The 23,700-nt window shown below is 46.8% G+C and carries 20 protein-coding genes and 1 riboswitch; of the genes, 17 read left to right on the top strand and 3 right to left on the bottom strand.

From position 1 onward, the window contains the following. The first annotated feature begins 3 nt into the window (after nt 1–3). The 10 genes from ilvB to SPICA_RS13490 all read left to right on the top strand — a co-directional run bounded on the left by ilvB (nt 4) and on the right by SPICA_RS13490 (nt 8,644). Nucleotides 4–1,755: a biosynthetic-type acetolactate synthase large subunit gene (gene ilvB / locus SPICA_RS13535; protein ID WP_013970046.1), complete on the top strand. Its 1,752-nt coding sequence runs from the start codon at nt 4–6 to the stop codon at nt 1,753–1,755. Nucleotides 1,756–1,908: 153 nt separating this feature from the next. Then, the gene (locus tag SPICA_RS13530; protein WP_013970045.1) at nt 1,909–3,219 is read left to right on the top strand and encodes a M48 family metallopeptidase; all 1,311 of its coding nucleotides are present in this window, start codon (nt 1,909–1,911) and stop codon (nt 3,217–3,219) included. A gap of 35 nt (nt 3,220–3,254) precedes the next feature. Beyond that, the gene (locus tag SPICA_RS13525; protein WP_013970044.1) at nt 3,255–4,199 is read left to right on the top strand and encodes an HAD-IIB family hydrolase; all 945 of its coding nucleotides are present in this window, start codon (nt 3,255–3,257) and stop codon (nt 4,197–4,199) included. Beyond that, nucleotides 4,196–4,903 carry an RluA family pseudouridine synthase gene (locus SPICA_RS13520; protein ID WP_013970043.1) on the top strand — a complete coding sequence of 236 codons (708 nt, stop codon included), beginning with the start codon at nt 4,196–4,198 and terminating at the stop codon, nt 4,901–4,903. The genes SPICA_RS13525 and SPICA_RS13520 overlap by 4 nt, the downstream gene beginning before the upstream one ends. Nucleotides 4,904–5,710: 807 nt before the next feature. Further along, nucleotides 5,711–6,289: a hypothetical protein gene (locus tag SPICA_RS13515; protein WP_013970042.1), complete on the top strand. Its 579-nt coding sequence runs from the start codon at nt 5,711–5,713 to the stop codon at nt 6,287–6,289. Between the two features lie 237 nt (nt 6,290–6,526). Continuing rightward, entirely contained in the window at nt 6,527–6,760 is a 234-nt protein-coding gene (locus SPICA_RS13510; RefSeq protein WP_013970041.1) for an AbrB/MazE/SpoVT family DNA-binding domain-containing protein, read from the top strand. Beyond that, a complete protein-coding gene (mazF, locus tag SPICA_RS13505; protein WP_013970040.1) occupies nt 6,754–7,092 on the top strand; it encodes an endoribonuclease MazF in 339 nt (112 codons plus the stop codon). Before SPICA_RS13510 ends, mazF begins: the two co-directional genes overlap by 7 nt. 382 nt (nt 7,093–7,474) lie before the next feature. Next, nucleotides 7,475–7,963, top strand: a complete 489-nt coding sequence (locus SPICA_RS13500) for a hypothetical protein (protein WP_156789689.1) — start codon at nt 7,475–7,477, stop codon at nt 7,961–7,963. Nucleotides 7,964–8,012: 49 nt separating this feature from the next. Continuing rightward, nucleotides 8,013–8,252: a type II toxin-antitoxin system Phd/YefM family antitoxin gene (locus SPICA_RS13495; protein WP_013970038.1), complete on the top strand. Its 240-nt coding sequence runs from the start codon at nt 8,013–8,015 to the stop codon at nt 8,250–8,252. After that, nucleotides 8,249–8,644 carry a type II toxin-antitoxin system VapC family toxin gene (locus SPICA_RS13490; RefSeq protein WP_013970037.1) on the top strand — a complete coding sequence of 132 codons (396 nt, stop codon included), beginning with the start codon at nt 8,249–8,251 and terminating at the stop codon, nt 8,642–8,644. The genes SPICA_RS13495 and SPICA_RS13490 overlap by 4 nt, the downstream gene beginning before the upstream one ends. Nucleotides 8,645–8,680: 36 nt before the next feature. Here SPICA_RS13490 and SPICA_RS13485 read toward each other — a convergent pair whose 3' ends face one another. After that, a complete protein-coding gene (locus SPICA_RS13485; protein ID WP_013970036.1) occupies nt 8,681–9,454 on the bottom strand; it encodes a hypothetical protein in 774 nt (257 codons plus the stop codon). Between the two features lie 106 nt (nt 9,455–9,560). After that, nucleotides 9,561–9,721: riboswitch (FMN riboswitch) on the top strand. A gap of 119 nt (nt 9,722–9,840) precedes the next feature. On the opposite strand from SPICA_RS13485, the gene SPICA_RS13475 reads away from it, so the two are divergent. Genes SPICA_RS13475 through SPICA_RS13455 form a run of 5 tightly spaced genes read left to right on the top strand, consistent with a single transcriptional unit; the run spans nt 9,841 to nt 17,944 of the window. Continuing rightward, nucleotides 9,841–10,995, top strand: a complete 1,155-nt coding sequence (locus tag SPICA_RS13475) for a BMP family ABC transporter substrate-binding protein (RefSeq protein ID WP_013970035.1) — start codon at nt 9,841–9,843, stop codon at nt 10,993–10,995. 16 nt (nt 10,996–11,011) lie between these two features. Next, on the top strand, nt 11,012–12,637 hold the full coding sequence (locus tag SPICA_RS13470; RefSeq protein WP_013970034.1) for an ABC transporter ATP-binding protein: 1,626 nt from the start codon (nt 11,012–11,014) through the stop codon (nt 12,635–12,637). Further along, entirely contained in the window at nt 12,634–13,665 is a 1,032-nt protein-coding gene (locus SPICA_RS13465; protein WP_013970033.1) for an ABC transporter permease, read from the top strand. Before SPICA_RS13470 ends, SPICA_RS13465 begins: the two co-directional genes overlap by 4 nt. Next, nucleotides 13,662–14,471: an ABC transporter permease subunit gene (locus SPICA_RS13460; protein WP_013970032.1), complete on the top strand. Its 810-nt coding sequence runs from the start codon at nt 13,662–13,664 to the stop codon at nt 14,469–14,471. The genes SPICA_RS13465 and SPICA_RS13460 overlap by 4 nt, the downstream gene beginning before the upstream one ends. A 26-nt stretch (nt 14,472–14,497) precedes the next feature. Continuing rightward, nucleotides 14,498–17,944, top strand: a complete 3,447-nt coding sequence (locus SPICA_RS13455; protein ID WP_013970031.1) for a diguanylate cyclase — start codon at nt 14,498–14,500, stop codon at nt 17,942–17,944. On the opposite strand, the gene SPICA_RS13450 is transcribed toward SPICA_RS13455, so the two are convergent. Next, nucleotides 17,889–19,790: an ABC-F family ATP-binding cassette domain-containing protein gene (locus tag SPICA_RS13450; RefSeq protein WP_013970030.1), complete on the bottom strand. Its 1,902-nt coding sequence runs from the start codon at nt 19,788–19,790 to the stop codon at nt 17,889–17,891. The genes SPICA_RS13455 and SPICA_RS13450 overlap by 56 nt on opposite strands. 128 nt (nt 19,791–19,918) lie before the next feature. Here SPICA_RS13450 and SPICA_RS13445 point away from each other — a divergent pair, with 128 nt between their 5' ends. Then, a complete protein-coding gene (locus SPICA_RS13445) occupies nt 19,919–20,221 on the top strand; it encodes a Trp family transcriptional regulator (RefSeq protein ID WP_013970029.1) in 303 nt (100 codons plus the stop codon). A 50-nt stretch (nt 20,222–20,271) separates the two neighbouring features. Here the strand turns inward: SPICA_RS13445 and SPICA_RS13440 are convergent, their stop codons facing one another. Beyond that, nucleotides 20,272–21,249: a nucleoside recognition domain-containing protein gene (locus tag SPICA_RS13440; RefSeq protein ID WP_013970028.1), complete on the bottom strand. Its 978-nt coding sequence runs from the start codon at nt 21,247–21,249 to the stop codon at nt 20,272–20,274. Between the two features lie 64 nt (nt 21,250–21,313). Between SPICA_RS13440 and SPICA_RS13435 the strand changes: the two genes are divergently transcribed. After that, nucleotides 21,314–23,578: a DUF4954 family protein gene (locus SPICA_RS13435; RefSeq protein ID WP_013970027.1), complete on the top strand. Its 2,265-nt coding sequence runs from the start codon at nt 21,314–21,316 to the stop codon at nt 23,576–23,578. The last annotated feature ends 122 nt before the right edge of the window (nt 23,579–23,700 follow it).

The raw sequence follows: 23,700 nt of genomic DNA, 5'->3' as shown, positions 1-23,700 counted from the left end.
CTTATGCAGTACACCGGTGCACGGATTCTCATTGAATCCTTAATTGAACAGGGGGTGGATACGGTTTTCGGGTATCCCGGCGGTTCAGTGCTCTTTATTTATGATGAGCTTTATAAACACAAGGACCGGATCCGGCATGTCCTCACAAGTCATGAACAGCATGCGGCCCATGCGGCGGATGGTTATGCCCGATCAACCGGCAGAGTGGGAGTCTGCATTGCCACTTCAGGCCCCGGGGCTACGAACCTCGTAACCGGTATTGCGACAGCCTATATGGACTCGGTTCCCCTGGTGGCCATTACCGGCAACGTGCCCACCAGCCTCTTGGGAAAAGACAGCTTTCAGGAAGTGGATATCGCCGGCGTTACGATGCCGATTACCAAGCATAACTGGATTGTCAAGGACGTGAAGGATTTGGCTGAGGTGGTGCGGGAAGCCTTCCTTGTGGCAGCCTCTGGGCGGCCCGGGCCGGTCCTCATCGATATTCCCAAGGACGTGACGGCGGCCCTCTGCGAATGGACCCCCCGTTCCCAGCATGATCCCGCTGCGGCCGCAAGTCTGAACAACCAAAACCCGGTGGCCCAGAGCCCGGTCGCGTTGGCCCGGGCCGCCCGGCTCTCCGCCCGGGGAAACCGGAAGACCTATACTGAAGCAGATGTACTCGCCGCGGCGGAGCTCATCAGCAAGGCGAAACGGCCCTTTATTTACGCCGGCGGCGGGGTTATTATTGCCGATGCTGCGGCGGAACTGAAAGCCCTGGTAGAAAAGCTTAAAGCTCCAGCAGCTTTAAGCCTCATGGGTAAGGGTGCGCTCCCCTTCGACCATCCCCTGAATACGGGGATGATCGGTATGCACGGTTCGGTGGCCAGCAATAAGGCCATCCAGAAAGCGGACCTTGTGATTGCCATCGGCGCCCGCTTCTCCGACCGGGTCGTGAGCAAGGCAGACAAATTCGCCGTGGATGCGAAAATCCTGCATTTGGACATTGACCCCGCAGAAATCAACAAGAATGTAAAGTCAGAACACTGGATCATCGGGGATCTCAAAAAAGTTCTTGGTGAACTCCTGCAAAAAATTCCTGAACGGACAGAAAACGAATGGAATGGCGATGTGGCGGAGCTGAAAAAGATTGTCCCCGAAGCCCACAGCCGCCCGGTTCCGCTTCATCCCAAATTTGTCATAGAAGCGGTAGCACAGCGCCTCGGGCCAGAGGTCATTGTTGCAACCGATGTGGGCCAGCACCAGATGTGGGCTGCCCAGTTCTATCCCCTGAACCGGCCCCGTTCATTCCTTACTTCTGGAGGGCTGGGAACCATGGGAAGTGGTATGGGGCTTGCCCTCGGCGCTAAAATGGCGAATCCTGAGCGGCCGGTGGTCCTCTTTACCGGCGATGGCTCATTCAGAATGAACGCTGGTGAGATGGCTACCGCCTTTATGTATCACCTGCCGATCCTTGTGGTTATCATGAATAACCGTGTTTTAGGCATGGTGCGCCAGTGGCAGACCCTCTTTTATGACGAACGGTATGCTGAAACAACCTTACTGAGACCACCGGATTTCATCAAACTAGCAGGAGCCTATGGTCTTAACGGCTACCGGGCAGAAGGGGAGAGCCAATTCATGGATGCCCTGGAAAAAGCCCTGGCTGACATCGCAAGCGGAAAAGCAGCGGTCGTCGAGGCGGTCATCGATATGGATGAACAGGTGCTCCCCATGGTGCCTGGCGGGAAGGCTATCGACGACATGATTTTATAGTAAAGGGGAATCCCCCGGGCGGCTCTCTGCAGGGACTGCTCCCTGCAGAGAGCAGTCCGGGAAAGTTCTGTAAGGTTTCAACTTGCCGCCTCTAGAACATCTTGCCTAAGTGAGCATCTTGCCTAAGGGCACCGGGTATGCTATGACAGGTCCATGGACCTGATTGCAAACCTCATATCAAACCCACTGACCCTGAAGCTTGTAGTGATAGCAACCCTGAGCCTTTCCTACGGTTTTTCGCTCATCGTCAGCATCCTGAACCTCAAGCATCGCCGTCCGAGGATCGAAAGTTCCCTGGCGGAGTTTATTGATGAAAATAAGTATGCCCAGCTGCTTGCTTATAATAAGGAAAAAAGCCGGCTTGCCCTGTGGGAAGGGCTCCTTTCTTTTGCGGCGCTCCTACTCTTCCTCCTGTTTGACGGCCCAGGTCAGCTCGACCGGATGCTGGCATCGGTAATCGCCCATGCCCGTCTGCGGGCCCTGGTGTTTTTCGGTATACTGAGCCTCGCTTCGGGCCTGCTCAGTCTGCCCTTTTCACTGTACCACGATTTTTCCCTGGAAGCCCGCTATGGCTTTAACACAAAAACCATCGGCATCTATATCAGTGACACCATCAAGGGGCTTATCCTGGGGGCAGTCTTTGGGGGCGGGCTCCTCTATCTCCTCCTCATCTGTATCGACACCTTTGGATCCCTCTTCTGGCTTATCTTTGGTCTGATCCTCTTTGCCGTAACATTCATTATTTCTTCTCTCTATACGACCCTTATTTTGCCCCTCTTTAACAAGCTTAGTCCCCTGGAAGCGGGGGACTTGAAAACAGCTATCGAAAAACTGGCGAGCCAGACCAGATTCCCCCTCTCGGGGGTCTATGTGATGAACGCCAGCAAACGGAGTAAAAAGAGCAACGCCTTCTTCTCTGGCTTAGGGCGGTTTAAGAAAATTGTGCTCTTCGATACCCTCATAGCAAATCATCCTGTGGATGAAATTACCGCGATTCTGGCCCATGAAATCGGCCATTATAAACGGCATCATATTCCCTATGGTAATGTGCTGTCGGCCTTGTCCATTTTTATTACCATGGCCCTCTTTTCACTCCTCGTGGGTTCCCGGTCCCTGTCCCTGGCCCTCGGGGCGGCGGACCTCCAGGTGCACATCAATCTGCTTGCCTTTTTCCTCCTCTATGAACCCCTTTCGCTCCTCATGAATATAGGCACCAACATCATCAGCCGCCGTTTTGAATACCAGGCCGATGCCTATGCAGTCAGGGCTGTGTCGGTAGAAAGCATGGGGAGGGCCCTTAAACGACTCTTTGCGGACAATCTTTCGGACCTCTATCCCCATCCGCTGTATGTATTTGTGAATTATTCCCACCCGCCTCTCCTGGCCCGGCTAAAGGCTATCGAGGCGCTTAAGACCCTCGACACACAGACCCTCGAGGCAGTGAAAAAAGAGGGTGGGGTATAGTTGCATGAGCGGGATGACTGTGGCATGATGGCCCCATGCGTCGCCTCTCAGAACTGAATTCAACGGAAGCCCGCCAGGTCAGATATATTCTTATGGATATTGATGACACCCTTACCCGGCAGGGAAAATTGCTCGCCTCCTCATATACCGCCCTGTGGAAGCTCCAATCGGCGGGCTTTATCGTTATCCCCGTTACGGGCCGCTCCGCAGGCTGGTGCGACCTCATTGCCCGTCAGTGGCCCGTGAATGGGGTTATCGGCGAAAACGGCGCCCTCGTGTTCTGGGAAGAAGCAAAGATATTCTCTGCAGACGCTGGCCGATCGGCCGAAATATCCCCTAGAGATGCTGGCCGATCGGAACGATTGCCGGTACTGAAACAGCGCTTCCATCCGCAGGCGGTCCGAAACAGTGACAGCCGGCTCCAGGTGATACAGAAAGCGGTTCTTCATATTGATGAACGGCTCAGGCTGGCCAAGGATCAGTTTTCCCGGCTTTTTGATATTGCCATCGATTTTGCCGAAGAAGAGCCGGTGCTCCCCCTTGAAAAAGCCGTCCAGGTAGCGGAACTTGCAAAAACCATGGGAGCCCGGGCGAAGGTTTCATCAATCCATGTCAATATATGGATGGGTACCTACGACAAGCTTACCATGGCGGAGCTGTTTTTGCAGGAGCGATATGGCTGGGACCCGGTTCGTGACCGGCACCAGGTGCTGTTTGCAGGGGACTCCCCCAACGATGAACCCATGTTTGCAGCCTTTCCCGTGACCTGCGGAGTGGCAAATATCCACAAGTATATGCACCTTATCAAGCATTTGCCCGCCTATGTGTCGAGCAGGGACTGTGGTGACGGCTTTGCTGAAATTGCCGAAGCCCTGCTGACAGCCGTTGGCTCCCCCGGTTCCCCGGTGGCATCCGCTCAGCCTCAAGCCCAGAATGGAACAGCCCATAAAGGTACAGCACAATCAGGACCTGTAGGATGAAAAGAACCACAGGAAAGGAACAACAGCGGCCCTGGCGTCTGCCCTTCGGGCTCGAAATCCTCTATGAGGATGATGATATTATGGTGGTGTTTAAGCCTGAGGGGCTTCTTTCTGTTGCTGCCGGAGGAGAAAAGAACCGGACTGCCTATTGGATTTTGAATGAGTACCTCCGTCGCCGGGGTCAGAAACGGCAGATTGCGGTGGTGCACCGGCTGGACCGGGATACCTCAGGGGTGATGGTCTTTGCCAAGTCGGCGGTGATGAAAAAGGTCCTTATGGATCGGTGGGATGACCTGGTGGCTGCACGCCGTTATGTGGCGGTGGTGGAAGGCTCCGTTACCGAAGCGGAGGGTACGATTGATCTGCCCCTGACAGAAGATTCCCGGGCCAGGGTGGTCATTGCGCCTCCTGGGAAGGGCCTGCGGGCTGTGACCCGCTGGAAGCTCCTGCGTTCAGGGTCCCGCTACAGTATGCTTGCCCTCGAGCTTGAAACCGGGCGGCGGAACCAAATTCGGGTCCACTGTGCCGCTATCGGCCACCCCGTGGTGGGGGACTCCAAGTACGGCAGTCGCAGTGATCCCCTGGGCAGACTCGGTCTCCATGCGGAAACCCTGGCCTTTCATCACCCCCGGACCGGAGCCCCCCTGGAGTTTTCGGTTCCGCCGCCCCCGAGTTTTACTTCTCCCAAGCTGTACCGCTACTAGTTTGTCGGACTTGTCCTACAGGCGCTTAGGGAAATCTAAACCTAACCCCGCAGGCTGTACATTGATTTTTTGCACATCAAAATTGATATGCATGCAAGATAAATGTATGTTGCATCTAAGAGGTACCCATGCCGACACTTCAAGTAATGGATTTACCTGATGACATATACAATCAAATAAACTATCTCGCCAAAAAAGAACACAGGAGCCTCACACAGGAAGCTATTGTCCTTTTAAAAGAAGGTATTACCAGATCCTGTAGACCTAATACGAGAGGAGCGTGAAAGATGATCATAGTTATTAGACGCAAGTGGAGCTATGTAAATAGTTCTTAACAATGAAAAAAGTAAAGCCTATAGAAATTTACTAAAAGAATCTGATTTAGTCATTGCTCCGGATATATTTCCCTCTGAGATTACCAATGTTTTTTGGAAATATACATTTTTTTCTCACATACCAATCGAGAAGCGTGAAAAAGGCATAATGCGGCGCTTCTAAATCGGGTTAAAAAAATGAATAGGACTGCACAAGAGTTGCAAATAAAAATACTTGTTAAGGCCTAGTGCCAGTGTTTGATCAAAAGTGTTTGTTTGCCTAGGCCTGGGGTGCCTTGTCGGTTTACATACCAGTTTTTTAAAACAAGTTGCAAGGCCTCTTATGCAGGGGTATAATATGGGGGATGTTAGGTTTATTAAAGATATAAAAAAGATAAAAAAGTTTAGAAAAAATATGATAATAAATACTTTAATAGTGTTTATTAACCTGTTATTTCAGGTATAAATAAAAAGATTTGTAGGAGGATTTGAAATGAAAAAGCTGTTTTTAACGAGTTTCCTAATTATGAGTGCAATGATAGGTTTTGCACAAGGTTTTTACTTTGATATTGGTTTAGGGGTTGGTAATGCAAAAACAAAAATCAATGGTCAAGATATGTCTGATTTATTTGGTTCATCAGTTAAAGAAGTTGGTGTTGATTTAGGACTTAAATTAGGTTATGGTCCGATTTCAGGAACACCTCTTTATATTGTTGGTGAGATAAGTGGAATTGGTCATAGATTTGAAGATGATTATAATTATATACAGTTTAATTCATACTTAATTGGTCCTGGATTAATAATTTATCCTGTGCCATTTATTCAATTAGGGACATCTATAGGTTATTCGTTTGTTTCTAATCAAACAGATTTACCAATGGAAATGAATGATAGTGAAGGCGGAACAGCAGCAAATATATCAATTGCATTTGATTTTGGCAAAGAAAAAAATGGGGTTTTACTCGGAGCAAAATATGCATTTACATCAAATAAACTTGAAATATCAAAAGCAAAACAAGAATCATCAATATTTTGTATATTTGTTAAATATGCTTATCGACATAAAAATTAGTTAGTATAAAAACATAACAACTGCTTTAACCAGACATTTCCTTTGGTATGAAAATTGCAATCGCTACGTTCGGCAATTTTCATGCCAAGCCCTAGGGGGCACGGAAATGCAGGTAAAGCAAATGTTGGATGGACGCCTTCGGTGCAAAAAAGAAGGTAGTTCAGCTTATTAAGTTTATACATTGTATACTTGACTAATGAATAGACAATATATATACTTATTCTCAGAGGTATTAGTATGCAAACTGTTGTACAAAAATGGGGAAATAGCTTAGGAATTAGAATCCCAGCATTATATTCCAAGGATTTGGAACTAAAAAATGGCAGTACAGTCGAAATATCGGAAGAAGAAGGAAAATTAGTTATTATACCAAAAAGAATTAGCTTAAATGAGTTATTGGCTAAAGTGACAACTGAAAATATTCATGAAGCAATAGAAACTGGTTTTTCAGTTGGAAATGAAGAATGGTAAAAACAACATATATTCCAAATAAAGGCGATATAGTTTGGCTTGATTTTAATCCACAGTTAGGGCATGAACAGCGTGGACGCAGACCTGCTTTAGTTCTATCGTATAAAGCATATAATGAAAAAATTGGATTAGGTATTTTTTGCCCTATTACAAGCAAAGAAAAAGGATATCCATTTGAAGTTAAAATAGAAGGGAAAAAAATAAAAGGATGTGTGCTGAGTGATCAACTTAAAAACTTAGATTGGAGAATTAGAAATATTGAATATATAGAAAAAGTTAACAATGAAATAGTTGATGAAGTAATAGATAAAATTAAAGTAATAATAGAATAACTAAGACAGCTAACAACTGCTTTAACTTGACAACGCTATGTCACAATTCTTGCTGTCGTCACTACGTTCCTCGGCAAGAATTGCACCATGTACGCGTTGCAAGTTAAGCAAATGTTATATAAAAAAATTATAAAGGCAAAATAAAGAACTCACCCAATTTGTCCAGCGGTGGGATGCTAAATACCCCATGATTGCTCGATATATCTCTAAAAAATGGACCATGCCTATCCGAGATTGGGGTATCGCTATGATAATTACCGTTTATACAAATGTAGGGATAGGTTCTAAACATAATCTCCGCAGGCTGTACATTTATTTTTTTAAACATCAATCTGTGAATTCAAAACAATATGCACTACATTTATACGTGGAGGCAAATTTGATGAACAAAGTAAAGTATATTTTGGTTCTTTTTGCAGTTTTAGGAAGTGGAATTCTTTTTGCCCAAACGAATAAAACCCCCGACCAGCGGGTTGCGGTGATGCTTAAAAGCTTAAACATCCCCTATACGATTACTGATAATGGCAACTATGAGATTGAATATGATCTTGCTTCCGGACGAACCCAGTATGTCTATATCATGTCGGAGACTCAGAAGTATCGGGGAATGGAGGTTCGAGAAGTCTGGTCAAATGCGGGGGTCTTGGAAGAGGATCCTAAATTAGATCTGCTCTATGCTTTAATGGAAGAATCGGGAACTAACAAAATCGGTGCATGGGTATTAGAAGAAAATGATGAAGGTATCCTGTTGTTTTATACTGTTAAGCTGCCAGTCTCCCACAACGCCGAAGATTTACGCCAGTCCATCGCTTTCGCTGCTGAGGTAGCCGACAGCTGGGAAACAGACCTTTTCGAAGATGATGTGAATTGAGTATAGTGTGAATTTGACTATGTTGTACAAAATGATTATCATGTAATCTATGAAGACCTTACCAGTAGCAGAAATTCGAGCTAAATTCTCCGCGCTTTTAAAGGAAGTCGAGTCTGGAAATGAGATTGGAATAGCCTTTGGACGAAAAAAAAAGACCATAGCAGTAATAGTTCCAATAGAAGAATACAAAAGAATAAAGGCTCGAAAACTTGGTACTTTACAGGGAAAAGGCACGGTTGAATTTAAAGGCGAATGGAATATTACCGATGAGGAACTTATTAATTCATGAATATCCTTATTGATACCCATTATTTAATTTGGTCCTATCTTGATATAGATAAGATTAGACCTTCAGTGTATAAGGAACTTCTTAATGAAGAAAACACAATATATTATAGTCAGGCAAGCCTGTGGGAGATATCGATAAAATATAATTTAGGTAAAATTATTCTTAATAACATAAGCCCCGAAGACCTTTATGCTGAAATAGAGAATGGTTTTTTTGAGTGTAAAAAGCTTGATAATAAAGATTTAGTTTCATTTTATAAACTCCCCATTGAACATCGGGACCCTTTTGATAGACTCATGATATGGCAATGTATTCAATCAGATTTGTTTTTTGCTTCTGCAGATAGAGAGATATCGAAATATCAGAAATATGGCCTAAAAATAATCAGCTGATTAAGGGGGATCTAGAGATCCCCTTATCTTTCCTGCCTAATCCTTCCAGGGAAAAATAAAACTGCGGAGGCTGCGGGTGCCGGTCTTTTCACGGTCCTCTGCAAGGAGTTCTTCCCAGGGAATGTGACGACGGTCTGCCTCGGGATGGGCTTCGAGCCAGTCATACTTGAGGAGCCTGAGCCTGAGAGCTTCATCTAGGAAGAGGAGGATACCCGCCGGGCCTGGTGCAAGAAAGGCCAAAAAAAATGATAGAACAAGAATTATCAGATTGTGGATAAAGAGGAATATGCTGAAAAGGGGATTGTCGAAAAAAAGGATAAAGCTCTTTTTCAGGATTTTACCAGCCTTGCGGTCCAGGCGAGCCCGGATCGGCAGAAGATACTGGAAGGCCATCAACAAAATAACAAGGGTCCAGAATACTAAGGATGCAGCAAAGAGCCCGACCATGGTACCAAGTTTGGTATAGAAGGGCAGGGCTACATAGGCTAAAAGGAACCAAAATCCTGCGGTAATGAAAATGAGCAGGGCTGTGGGAAGCCCCTCTTTAAGGTTCTTAACAAAGTCTGCATAGCCAAAGGAGCCGTAGTCGGAAATCGACTTTACTGAAAGGGCTGTTGCAACAAGGTAGAGAATGCACCAGAAGGTTCCTGCTAAAATTACCACCAGGGCAAGCAGGGGAATGTCAGCCAGGACTGTGGGGAGCAAAATGGGGATTGCTGCCGAAATAATAAATCCAAGATTAACTATGGCAAGTCTGAACAGGTTGTCCCAGAGATCAAAGAAGGTTTTCTTAATAAGGAATCCAATCATGGTCCTACTATACGAAACATGATTGTTTTGGTCCAGCGCTTATTGACGAACCCGAAGCCTTTGAGTAGTATTATGTATGCATGAACCTAAAGAAGGTTCTTTATATTGAGATTTTCAGGGTCGGGTGAGTTCATCAATATATATTAAGATTGATGAATAATTCCCTACCGGCGGTATAGCCCGCGACTTGGCTGCTGTAAGTCAGCAGCTGACTGAACCGGTGGAATTCCGGTGCCGACGGTATAGTCCGGATGAAAGAAAATCGAGGGAAGAAGGTACCGGCCGGGCCTTCGGTATAACCCATCATTTTCGAGCAAACCATGCCCTGGATATACTCCGGGGCTTTTTTTTGCCCTGGAATGCATATCCTTTTTTGGAGGTTTCCCATGATGACACAAAGGGAATTACAGTTCATTTCGGGATTGTTGAGACGGTCTTTTAATCGGTCCTTTGCGCCTTTTGGAGGCAAAGCTGTTCTTTTTTGTGTTCTGCTTGCGGGCAGTATCAGCCTGGCCTTTGCAGGCGGTTCTGCTGAAGGATCCGGGAACAACAAGTCGGGAAAATCGATTGTAGTCTTTGTTCCCGGTGTAACCTCCGGAAGTCCTATCTATGAAATGCTTGTAGCAGGGGTTCAAAAGGCGGTAGATGAAAAGTCTGGTACCAGTCTTAAGGTTATTGAAGGGGGCTTTAATCAGGCTGAATGGGAATCTAAAATTACAAGTATTGCCGCCAGTGGTGCCTATGATCTCATCATTTCATCCAACCCAGCGATGCCCGCTATTTGTGAGGCCGTGGCAGCCAAGTTCCCCAAACAAAAATTTCTCTTATTTGATGGACAGCTTGCAGGTAATCTGCAGATCTATACCCTCCGCTATAATCAGCGGGAACAGGCATTCCTGGCGGGCTATGTAGCGGCCCTGGTGGCTCAGAATGCAGGGACTACCCAGGGCGGCAGGGGCGGATCATCAGGTGCATCAAGCGGTACACCCAAGCTGGGCCTTATCGCAGGTCAGGAATATCCTGCTATGAATACCATTATCCTTCCGGGCTACCTCCAGGGTGCCCGGGCTGTAGACAGCAATTTCTCCGTCGATTTCCGGGTGGTAGGCAACTGGTATGATGCGGATAAGGGAAGTGAACTTGCTTCCAGTATGATCCGGGAGGGTGCTCGAGTAATTCTCCCCATTTCCGGAGGTGCCAACCAGGGGGTGGTTCAGGCTGCCTCTGATAGCGGAGCTAAGGTTGTCTGGTTTGATGTCAATGGTTATGGGATAAAGCCTGGGGTGGTCGTGGGAAGTGCCATTCTCAGACAGGACAAGGCTGCCTATAAAAAAACGAAGCTCTATCTGGAGGAGAAACTTCCCTTCGGTAAAGCAGAGCTGGTTGGTGTAGCTGATGGTTATGTAGATTTTGTGGATGATGATCCGCTGTATGTACAAACCGTGAACGAGCCCATCCGGAAACGAATGGCTGACATAGTAGCCCGATTCAGGAATGGTACCCTGTCACTCCGGGAGGATGGAACAGAGCTAAGTAAATAGGGTCTACTGATACAATATGACAATAAGCCTGCGGAATGTGACCAAATATTTTCCAACCAACGGTGTTCAGGCCCTCTCGGGAGCCCATTTTGAGCTCCTGTCAGGAGAAATTCATGCTCTGGTCGGCGAAAACGGGGCAGGTAAGTCTACTCTGATGCATATTCTCGCAGGACACTTAGGTATGACCACGGGGGAACGCCTGATTGATGGGATCCCCCGTATGTTTCACAGTCCCCGGGAGGCCTTACTAGCCGGAATCGGTATGGTCCGCCAGCACCCGGTTCTGGTCCCGGGTTTTACCTGCTGGGAAGATGCCCAGCTTGGGCTCCCGGTCCCAGGCCTTTCCTTCCTCAATCGCCGCCTGGGCCGGCAACGGTTTCAGGACCTGTCAGATCAGTGGGGCTTTGATCTGGATGCAACCGCTCGTACCGAAAGCTTAACCATAAGCCAGCGACAGAAAGCGGCCATCCTTACCCTGCTCATGCACCGGGTCTCCTGTATCATTCTGGATGAACCCACGGCGGTCCTGACCCCTGTGGAAACGGAACGGCTCTTTACATTATTGAGGAAACTCCGTTCTGATGGTACGGCGATTGTGCTTATTTCCCATAAACTAGAAGAAACCCTCTCGGTCGCAGATCGCATTACAGTACTCCGGCAGGGAAAGACCGTTGCAACACGGCGTAGTTCAGAAACAAACCCTGAAGAACTGACTGCCCTTATGTTTGGTGATGCGGTTGATTGTATTCAACCTGAAAAGGTTGTGCAATTTCAAGCTGAGACGTTTCCTGCGCTGGGGTTGTTGTATAGTAAATCCCAATTTGAGGCAAGGGCTCCGTTATTTACCGTGGAGCAGTTGTATGTTAGTCAGAAGGATATGGCCCATCTGCGGAATTTGAGTTTTTCTGTATATCCCGGTGAGGTCTATGGTGTCGCAGGTGTTCGGGATAGTGGATTGGAAACCCTGGAGCATGCAGTCACTGGCTTCATTTCGCCTCAAAATGGATATATAACGCTGAAAGGAACTGCTCTGGAAGGTAAAGGGCCTCTTGCCTTTCGGAAAGCCGGTGGGGCCTATGTCAGTGCAGACCGGCTCGGGCGGGCCCTTGCGTTAAAACTGCCTATACTGGATTCTCTTATCGTCCATGCCCACCGGAGATTTACTCAGCGATTTTTGCGTAATCACCGATTCTGGCCCCGGTTTTTAGACCTGAAGGCAATCCAGTACTGGGCAGATGAACTCCTTACAAAGAGCGGTATACAGAGCCGGCTCGATAGTCCAGCTGAGGCTTTCTCTGGTGGTCAACTTCAACGGCTTATTCTTGCCCGGGAATTTGCAGAAGAGGCTTTATTACTGGTACTGTCTGAGCCGGGATGGGGCCTTGATGCTGCTGGCAGAGCTTTGCTTCATGAACGGCTTACAGCTTATCTGCAACGGGGTGGAACGGTACTTCTTTTTTCTACCGATGTGGATGAACTCCTCAGACTTGCTACACGGGTTATGGTATTACGGGATGGCCGGAATGTTCTGGAAGTGGATGTTCCTATTGATCCGGTACAACGGTACCTATTAAAACCGCAAATTTCTGCCGCTATGGTCGGCAGTGATGCTAAACCTGAAGGTCAGGAAGGCCTCATATGAAAAAATATATGAAAACCCGTACCAGTGCTTTTTGGGGATCCTTCTTCGCACTAGGAAGCGGGATTCTGCTTATCTGTGTCATCATTCTTTTTATGACTGATAATCCTTTTGTTACATTGAAAAGTTTCTTTATTAGCCCCTGGTCTTCCCGCTGGTTTATTGGTAATACTCTGGATCTGGTGGCATTGTATCTTGTGACTGCCCTGGGTGTTACTGTAGCCTTTCGTGGTGGCACCTTTAACCTGGGTGGGGAGGGCCAGATATATATTGGTGGCCTTAGTGCAACGGTGATACTCCTTTCGTTTCCTCTTTTGCCAGGTACCCTTGCACTGATACTTGCGGCTCTTGGGAGCATAGTCCTAGGGGCTTGCCTGGGGGTCATTTCGGGACTTTTGAAACGTTTTGCCCGCGCAGATGAGCTTATTACCAGCTTTTTACTTTCAGCGAGCCTTACGCCCGTAGCAGATTATCTCATTGCAGGCCCGTTGCGTGATAAGTCAGGAAATCTTTTAGCTAGTAGTCGGTTTTCTTCAGATAGGATTCTGCCTCACCTGTTGCTACCTTCAAGTTTATCTGTATCCCTCATCTGGGCCATAGGTCTTGTTTTATTAGTTTATATATTGATAAACAGAACTGAGGGTGGCTACCGGTTCCGTGTTGCAGGTGCTAGCCCTGAATTTGCCCGTTTTGGTGGCTTCCCAGCTCCGACCTATTGGGTGTACGCCCTAGGGTTTTCGGGAGCACTCCATGGGCTTGCCGGTTTTTTTGCAGTAGCCGGTACCTATGGGCTCTGTCATCAGGGGTTTTCGGGCGGCTTAGGGTGGAGTGGTATCGCAGTTGCTCTGATTGGCCGTAATGATCCTCTGGCACTGTTCCCTGCAGCGTTAATCTTTGCATGGCTTAAGGCTGGTTCAGATGTGGCGATTCTTGCATCAGGGCTCCAGTTTGAAACATCAGCCTTTGTTCAAGCGATAGTTTTGTTATTTGTAACAGTCCGATATGTTCCCCGTTTCTGGAGGAAACCATGATTCATGCACTGCTTGTTGCTTCGATGCCCCTGTTGCTTGCCAGTTTAGGAGCTCTGGTCAGTGACTTTTCTGGTTACCTGGCGGTTTTTTTAGAAGGGGCTCTTGCCCTGGGATCTTTTTTAGTGTGGGTGTTTAGTGTATGGAGCAATTCGCTTTCAATTGGTTTCCTAATAACGATGATATTAACTGGTTTTATCGGTTGGTTACTATCTCGTTTTATCCGCTGGACTAGTGCGAATCCTTTTGTCTCAGCCCTCGCACTCAATTTGGGGGTTGTAGGTATCATTGAGACCGTATCAGTGTTGCTATATCATACTAAAGGTGTTCTTAGAGATCCGCGATTCCCTCGTGTGGATATGTATTTTTTTGTTTGGATCTCATTTCTGATTATGATACTTGCCTATGCTGTAATTTATCATACTCCTATAGGTCTCCGACTGAGGGCTTCTGGCCGACGGCCCGAAGTCCTTCTACAGCGCGGAATAGATCCGGTTCGTTACCGCGATGGTGCCTGGGTAGTGGCAGCGATGCTAGCCGCTCTTGCAGGTGGCATCATTACCGTTAAAGTTGGCGCATATACTCCGGGGGGAACCACGGGAGAAGGATGGATTGCCCTGGTTATGGTGTATCTTGGATTCAGACGTGTTTGGGGTGTAGCCCTAGCAGCTATTATCTTTACATTCATTGAACGATTAGGAATAGAAGCCCAGGGTATGTTCTCAATTCCATCAACTATTTTATTAGGGCTTCCCTCATTGTTGGCTCTTCTTTTATATATTATTTCTCAGCTCTTGAGAAAAGAATAAACAAATTCGATAATTTTAGTCAGTTCATGAACTCAATAACCAGGTTCATTACTATTACTAGTCCATCTCTCATTTTTGCAATGGGTGGTCTCTTTCTCGCATTATTATTGATCATATTTCATAATGCGTTTGAAAATCGTATTAGAGGTTTACTGCATATAGCTTTAGCTAATATTATTATATCTCTGGCTTTGGTTGGGCTTGTTTATATCGGTTCAGACTATGAAGTAATTGGAAACCTTGTTCTATATCCTCTGTTATTGATTGGTATTTCGTATATTGGTGTAGGTTATAGATGTTTTTTTAATGAGTTGTTCGAAATAAAAAGTACATGGTTCTTTTTACCAGCCTTTGGTACCATTATTTTTGAAATAGTTTTTTTATCTTTTTCGGTCTCTCAAGGTTGGAACCAGGCTCTGTTATCATGGATGTCTGCTATTTTATTTTTGTCTAATGGAATCTTTATTATCCGTGAAGGATTGGTTTATAAAAGGCAAAATTTAAAAGCTTTGATATTAAATCAGAGGGTATTGTCCAATTTTATTGGTATAGTTTGTTTATTGGTTGCCTGTATCTATTTTGTTCGTGGTTTATCTTTAATTACTTCATTAACATTTTTAAAACTGTTTTCAGAATCTTATACGGTAATCCTCTTTGTTATGACAATAGCAGGAATTCTCTTTAGCTTTGGGATTCTTTTACTGAGTGTACTTCGTTTGCAGGGTGAATTAGCAAGCAGGGAATTGAGATTAACCCAGAACCAGTATGACCAGTTAGTACGGACAATTATTGATATAGTACCACAAGCAATTATTCTGAAAGACCGCCAGTCCATTTATCTCTTTGTTAATTCTTACTTTGCTATGCTGCACAATAAAAAACCTGAAGAATTTGTAGGATTAACCGATGCGGATCTGTATCCTTCAGAGCTTGCTCAAAAATATCGGGCCGATGACCGGGATGTCATTGAGAGTGGTTTAAGCCGTAGCTTTATAGAAGAACATGTTCAGGGAGATGAGCGAAGCTGGGTAGAAACGATAAAGACCCCAGTCCGGGATGCATCTGGGACAGTGACTGGTGTACTTGTTATGTTTATCGATATAACTGGCCGTATCCGGACCCAGGAAGCCCTTAAAGAAAGTGAACAAAAATACAGAGAATTGAGTGAACAACTGGAAAAACGGGTCGAAGAACGATCCAGGGTCTTACGGGAAGCTAAACGGGATTTGGATCTCTTTTTTGAGGTAACCCTGGATTATTTATGTATCATCAATATGAATGGTTATTTCCAAAAGGTGAGCAAGTCCTGGGTTATCGATACGGGCTGGCCAGAACATGAATTGGTGGGGGTTTCGGTTCTGCAATTTGTATTTCAAGATGATAGGGAACGGCTGATTGAAGCTTCAAAATTGCTTCTATCGGGGGTTCCCCTCAAGGATTTTCATGTCCGTTTTAGGCGCGCCGATGGCAGTTGGATGATGATCGCTTTGTCTGCTGTCGGAGTTCCAGATCGGAATCTGGTAATTGCTGCAGGTCATGATATTACCCGACAATTGGAAATTGAAGAACGGCTCAGACAAGCAAGAATAGATGCAGAACAGGCAAGTAAGGCCAAGAGTCTCTTTATTGCTACCATGAGCCATGAACTGCGGACCCCTCTTAATGCTGTTCTAGGCTATAGTTCTCTGTTACAACCCTATATCCAGGATGAAAAAGGTCTTCGCTACCTTACTTCTATCAATACCGCAGGGCGATCCCTGCTTGCTATAATTAATGATATTCTTGACCTGACAAAGGCTGAATCGGGGCGTATCGAGCTAGTGCCAATTCCTTTTGAAATACGCCAATTGGCAGGTGAACTGCTCGATATTTTCAGATTTAATGCTGAAGAAAAAGGGCTCGTCGTCCAGATTCAAATCACCGAAGCTGTACCAAAGACTATTATGCTGGATCAGAACCGGCTTCGCCAGGTTTTGGTAAATTTGTTAGGCAATGCAATAAAATTTACTGATGCTGGCTCAGTAAGCCTTTTTATTGATGCAAAACCTGAAGGTTCTCAGAATAGAGAAATCCATGGTCTCACCAGATACCATCTTTGTATTGAAATTACCGATACCGGTATCGGTATTTCTGAAGAATTTCGGGCCCGTCTTTTTGATCCCTTTAGCCAGCAGGATTTCAAGATTGCCCGGAAATATGGGGGAACCGGACTGGGGCTGGCAATTTCAAAACGTTTGCTGGATCTTATGGGAGGTACAATACGTTGTGAGGCCCCTGAACAGGGTGGAACCCGGTTCAGAATAGACATACCTCAGGTACCTGCTACTGGTAACGATGTTCAGTATTTTGTCACCTTCGGTCATGGTTTTGAAGAAAAAATAAAACAACAATCAGAACTAATTCCAGTAGTGCAACATGAGGATGCATCCTTAACACTGTTGCTTGTAGGAAGCTCTGAAGATCGACTAAGATGGTTTCGGGAATTGTTAAAGGAAAAACAAGTTAATATCTTTGAGGCTACCCTTGATGTTGCCCAAACCTATCCGATTCAGCAGGTCCATGGTATCATATTTGATGTTCCTGCGGATCAGAAACAACTCGACGCTAGCCGGGAACTTATTAATAAATGGGTTCAAGTATATAAAACACCCCTCTTAGTTGTAATTCCAGCGAAGCAAGTAGAAGTGGATCGAGAAAATTTACTTAGTATTTTAAGTATCGGTGGTCTCGATTATGTTCAGGAACCAATAGACCCAGAAGAGTTTTGGCTTCGCTTAATGAACCAGATTGAGCTTAAAACGAGCCGAACCAGGATTGCTGCGGTTAATAGGGCGTTGAGTGAAACTACCAGCCGTTTGCAGCAGTTATCGGTGCAGGTTGATAAGCTTATATCCATAGATGATCTCACCGGACTTGCTAACAGAAAAACACTCTGGTATTGGCTTATAAAGGAAATTGGCCGTTGTAAAACCCATCGACTCAGTCTTGCCCTTATGCTTGGTGATATAGATCATCTGAAACAAGTGAATGATAGGTATGGTCAAGTTTTAGGAGACCAGGCAGTAACCGAGTGTGCTCACCGTTTTGCCCGTGCTCTGGATAAAAAGGTTTTGCTTGGCCGTTGGTCCGGTGAGGAATTTCTGGCAATTCTGAGCGGAGAGCCGGGGGTGGATCCGGAAACACATCTTGCCTTTACGCAGCAACAGGCAGAGGCTGTACGTAATCAGATCCTTGAAGAACCTCTTGTTATTGGCAGAGAAAGGATTCAACTTTCCATCTCTATCGGGATATGTCTTGTAGTCTGTGATGATACAACTTCAGATGAAGAATCTCTTGCTTCGGCTCTGCTCAGGACCCTGGATGATGCTTTATATCGGGCAAAGACAAAGGGACGCAATCATGTAGAATCTCTGCGATTTATGTATCAGAGCGAGCAGCCAGTTCCTCCCACCGAAGGGTTTTCTCATCAATAAGATGAAGAACAGTCTCATAACGGCGGTGCGCTTCTGCAAGGGCCTTTCCGTCTCTGGCCAAGGGACTTTCAGGATGGGAAAAAGCCGCTTCGAGGGCTGTCTTTTCTTCCTCGAGGGCAGAGATTTCTGGTAAAAGCTGTTCCAGTTCCCGTTTTTCCTTAAAACTGAGCTTTTGTTTCTGCCCTTTTATAGGTTCCCTCTGCAGCTTATCCTGCGGGACCAGAGCCGATTTCGGTCCCCGCTCTTGTTCAATCTGTTCCTGGAGAAGTTCCTGCTGTTCCCGCCATGCACTGTACGTTCCCACATAGGATTGGATATTCCCCTTGCCATCAAATATCCAGAGGCTGTCGGTCATACCTTCCAGAAATGAACGATCATGGGATACAACGATGACACTGCCCTGAAAATGCCTGAGAAAGTCTTCGAGGAGCGCAATGGTTCCAATATCAATATCGTTGGTGGGTTCATCAAAGAGAAGTACATTAGGGCTTGCGATGAGCAGCCGTACCAGCTGGAGCCTGCGACGCTCTCCTCCTGAAAGTTTTTCTATTTTTTGTGATTGCATAGAGCGGGGATAACCAAATCGTTCCAAAAATTGTTCTGCCGTGAGCTCTGTCCCATCATCAAATGAAATGCGTTCTGCTGCGCTTTGCACATATTCGAGGATGCTCGAATTGGCGTTCATGGCTGCTCCGGTTTGGTCAAAATAACCGATGGCGACCGTTTCTCCCCTGACTACAGTACCGCTGTCAGGCTCAATAGTGCCGGCGATAAGATTCAGCAGGGTAGATTTTCCGCTTCCGTTGGGCCCGATAATCCCAATACGCTCCCCCACAGATAGGGTATAGGAAAAGTTTTTAAGCACCGGTTTCCCCTCATAGGATTTACTCACCTGGTGCAGTTCCAACACTTTCCCGCCAAGCCGCCGTTGGCTTGTACGAAACGCGTCTGGTTTTGCTTCGGGGGCCTCTGGCCGGCCCTGTACCAGTTCCCGGATCCGTTCTTTTCGTTTTTTATCTTTCCCGCCCCGGGCTTTGGGACCCCGTTTCAGCCATTCAAGTTCCACTCGGAGTATAGCTTCCCGGCGGCGTTCCCTCCCTGCAGAAATCTGGGCCCGTTCCTCAAGCCGTTCAAGGTATTCACTGTAATCCCCTGGATATTTAGCTACTCCCCGGCGGTCAATATCAATGATGACATTGCAGACCGTATCGAGAAACCAGCGGTCATGGGTAACCAGCACAAAAGCCTTGCCGCTCTGGATAAGTTTTTTTTCGAGCCATTCGATCGTATCGATATCCAGGTGGTTGGTTGGTTCATCCAGCAAGAGCAGGTCTGTGTCGCTGGCTAGACAGCGGACCAGAGCGACTTTTTTAACCATACCGCCCGAAAGGGTCTCCATGGGTACATTGAGGTCCTGGATATCCAATTCAGACAGGAGCGATGAAAAACGATGTTCAACGTTGTATCCCCCCCGTTCTTCCATTTCATGATTGAGGGCACTGATGGTTTCCGGTGAACTGGCTGGATCCTGCAGTACCCGTTCATAGCGGTCCACAAGCTGTACCAGAGGATCGGTGGAACGGAAGAGAAAGTCCCGAATCCGATCCCCCCGTTCCCATCGGGGGACCTGATCCAGGGTGCTGATATGCAGACCCCGTTTTCGAGTAATGGTTCCTTGGTCTGCTTCCAGGATCCCGGCAAGTATTTTAAGCAGGGTCGATTTTCCAGCCCCATTAGGGCCCACAAAGCCGATATGTTCTTCCGCTTCTATGCTAAATGATACGTTGGTAAACAGGGATGTCTCCCCGAGGGTTTTACTGACCGAATCCAATGATATAAGTGCCATAGGCATGTTATATCAGAAATTGATGAACTGGACACCTGGTGAAAGGGACTGATGGCTGGTTTGGGTTCTTTTCTACGCCGTACAGGATTTCTCTGGAAAAGTTAGTATTTCCAATGTATAGTAACAGCATGAAGATTGATGATCCTGCCGTAGAAATGAACCTTAAAGAACTTTCACGAACCCTGGCTGCCACATCGGATGCAGAACTTATCGCAGACTTTTTACGTAGTCTTTTAACTCCATCGGAAACTGCGGATATTGCAGCCCGTTGGGCTCTGGTAAAAGCGTTGGATAACAAAATACCTCAGCGAGAAATAGCCAGTACCCTGGGACTTTCCCTCTGTAAAATTACTCGTGGCTCCCGGGAATTGAAAAAGCCCGATTCTCCCTTCCGGAAGATGCTTCATATTCTGGATAATCTGGACAGATGAAATAGCAATACGGCAATACGGTGCAGGGTTGAAGGTTTACCAATAGGGTATTAAAGAGTTCCGACCTGGAAGGATTTCCTAAAGAGGATTCGCCTGCCCCGTTCCATCCAGACAATGATAATAGCCAATATAAAACGGGGTACCACGGCCCAGAAAAGGGGGACTCCAATGGCCATAAAAAGGAGGGTATCCTCCAGTAGTGAATGGCTGATCCCCACATGATGGTTAAAAAGGTCTCCTTCGGAAAGACTGAGCTTCCCTGATTCAACCCGTTCAATCATGATTGCCGATCCGTAGGCAAGACCCAGGGTGTTCGCCACAATCCAGAGAAATCCTGTCGAGGGCGGAAGTCCTAAAAGACGCATAAAAGGCCCGGTGATTTTCCCCAGGAATTCCAGCAAACCGAATTCTTCCATGATTTTTTGAGCCACCATGAGGAGACTTATTAAGATAACAATTTTAAGTATGAGATTTCCTGTTTGTAGGGTCCACGACTTAAAAATCTGGGGAATATCCTGCATCATGAACTGTTGTGGAGTAGTTATTGTTTCAGAAATAGTCTGCATGTTGCTTGCACCAAAGTCTGCCGGAAGGATATAATTTAAAATCCATGCGGCTATAAGGGCAGTAGAAATTCTGAGGAAGACCATCTTTGTAACCGAAGAACCTGTTTTCTTCATAACAGTGCTTTCTACAATAAGGTTGTGAGCGATGAGGCTCATCACCGTTAAAATCGTAATCTCTCGTAGGGGAAGATGCAGGGTTTCTATAACCGCAATGGCCGAATAGTTATTCATAAACATAGCACTGAGTATGACCAGGGAACTTTCCCCATGGAGCCCCAAGAGATGCATGAAAGGTGTAAGAAAACGGGATATGTTAAAAAGTAAACCAGTTTTTTCCAGGATCAGTACCCCCAGTGAGACGGGAATCATAACAGAAAGTAAAAACTGGATGGTTTGCAGTGAGGGCTTCCAGGCTTTGCGAAGGGCAGAACCTATGCGATGGATAGCTGATTTTTGATCCATGGTATGTATTAAGCGCTGATTTATATCGAATTGTCAAGGTAAGTTTACTGTTGGGGGAGATTACATGAACAATATGCACCAGATAAGCCATATCGTTTCAGGAAAATTAGGTTATGGTTTTATAGACAGCCAGTTTTTGCCCGAAGGCAGCGATGAATATTGGCAAAGAAACCAGCAAATTGGTAAAAATGCAAAAAATTGGCGGAAACTGCGGGCAGATGAAATTGCGATTTTAGTAAAAAACAACAATTTTTGCGCTAATTGGGATGATTTTCTTGTGAGCGACCCCTTTAATCCTCATTTAATTCGTAGTTCACAGTTTTACGGGCTTGTACGGCTTGGGGCAGTGCGGGAAAACTTGCTTCAATACCATGATTATAAAATACCTGCAGGAATCCGGGATAGCACGATTATCTCCTGTGACATTGGCGATGACTGTGCCATACAAAATTGTCCCTATATTTCCCATTACATTATTGGCAATCAGGTCATCATCAGCAGGGTTGATGAAATCCAGGTGTCTAATCATGCCAAATTCGGGAATGGTATTTTGACTCCTGGAGAATCGGAGGATGTACGGATCTGGATTGATGTGATGAATGAGGCTGGAGGCCGCTCCATCCTTCCGTTCGAGGATATGATTCCTGCCGATGCCTATCTCTGGGCTACCTACCGGGATGATGCGGAACTGGTGACAAAGCTTAAGGATATTACTCAAAACCAATATGGCGCAGGCCGGGGCCGATATGGGACCATTGGGTCCTGGTCAGTCATTAAGGGCTGCGGCATCATTAAGGATGTGGCTATTGGCTCCTGTGCCTATATTAAGGGTGCTAACAAACTTAAAAATCTGACCATCCTTTCCAGCGCCGATGAACCTACCCAGATCGGCGAAGGGGTGGAACTGGTTAACGGCATTATTGGGTATGGTTGCCATATCTTTTATGGCTGTAAAGCCGTCCGCTTTGTGATGGGCCGGAACAGCAACCTGAAATACGGAGCCCGGCTCATCCACTCTGTGTTAGGAGATAATTCTACCGTTTCCTGCTGTGAAATGCTCAATAATCTCATTTTTCCGGCCCATGAACAGCATCATAATAATTCCTTTCTTATCGCAAGCCTCGTGCAGGGACAGTCCAATATTGCGGCGGGAGCTACGATTGGTTCTAATCATAATAGCCGTGCCAACGACGGGGAAATCCGGGCGGGCAGGGGCTTCTGGCCGGGCCTATCGGTAACCCTGAAACATCCAAGCCGCTTCGCATCCTATGTGCTCATTGCGAAAGGGGACTATCCCTATGAGCTTGATATCCCCCTTCCTTTTTCGCTGGTAAACCATGATGTTGCCCGGGACCGGCTGGAAGTCATGCCGGCCTATTTCTGGATGTACAACATGTATGCCCTGGAGCGCAATGCATGGAAAGCGGCCAACAGGGATAAGCGGGTCGTTAAAATACAGCAGATTGAAACCGATTACCTCGCCCCTGATACGGCGGAAGAAATTTTGTATGCAATGGACCTTCTGGAGCTGTGGACCGGGCGGGCCGCGATCCTTGCAGGTGGAGAAAATCCCGACACCTATACAGAAGGTGCCCTCCGCCAGTTTGGCAGAAACCTCCTGGCTGCGGCGGAAAACCGCATGGGTGGGCTCGAGGTCTATACGGAGGGCCTGGAACGGCATAAGCGGCCCGCCCTGGTGCTGAAACCGAGGAAAGCCTGGCGGGCCTATAACAGAATGCTCCGCTACTATGCCCTTAAGGCACTGCTTGCCTATGCAGAATCCCGGCCCGATACCAGAATAGGTGAACTTCTGGCAGAGCTTAATGAAGGGTACCAAAAAAATGGGGCACAGCGGGAACATGAATGGGTAAACCTGGGTGGACAGATTGTTCCATCTTCCCGGCTCGATGCGCTGCGGCAGGATATACGCCAGGGACTGCTTACATCCTGGGACGAAATCCATGCCCGCTATGAAGCTATGGCCGCTTCCTATCGCCGGGATGCGGCAATCCACGCCTGGGCAGTCCTCCTGGAGATACCCCCCCTTGATGGATCTGCTCCCTTTACCTCAGAAAGTTTGATGCAGGGGGGCGATTTGCAGAAGCTCCTCCAGGAAGGCCGGGAAACACGCCGCTGGATAGAAGCCGAAGTATATAAAAGCAGGGCTAAGGACTGGCGGGACCCCTTTAAAAAAATGACTTTCCGCAATGAGGCCGAGATGGAAGCCGTCTTAGGTCGAGTGGAGGATAACCCCTTCATCAACATGGCCCGGAAAGAAACCCAGGCTTTTGAACAGCGGCTCGATGCCCTGGAGACGCGGCTCACGTAGTTGGTACGCAACAAATTGACTACGCAACAAACTGAGTTGAGATTGGGACTCAGCAGTCCAGACCAGTGGTTGTTGGGCCCGATGTACTCGAGCGCCGGCGGTGATGGCCGGTGGGTGCAAAG

This window comes from Gracilinema caldarium DSM 7334 (genome assembly GCF_000219725.1).
Taxonomy (GTDB): domain Bacteria; phylum Spirochaetota; class Spirochaetia; order Treponematales; family Breznakiellaceae; genus Gracilinema; species Gracilinema caldarium.
The sequence above is the reverse complement of the archived record's forward strand: the minus strand, read 5'-3'. Positions and strand labels throughout refer to the sequence as shown.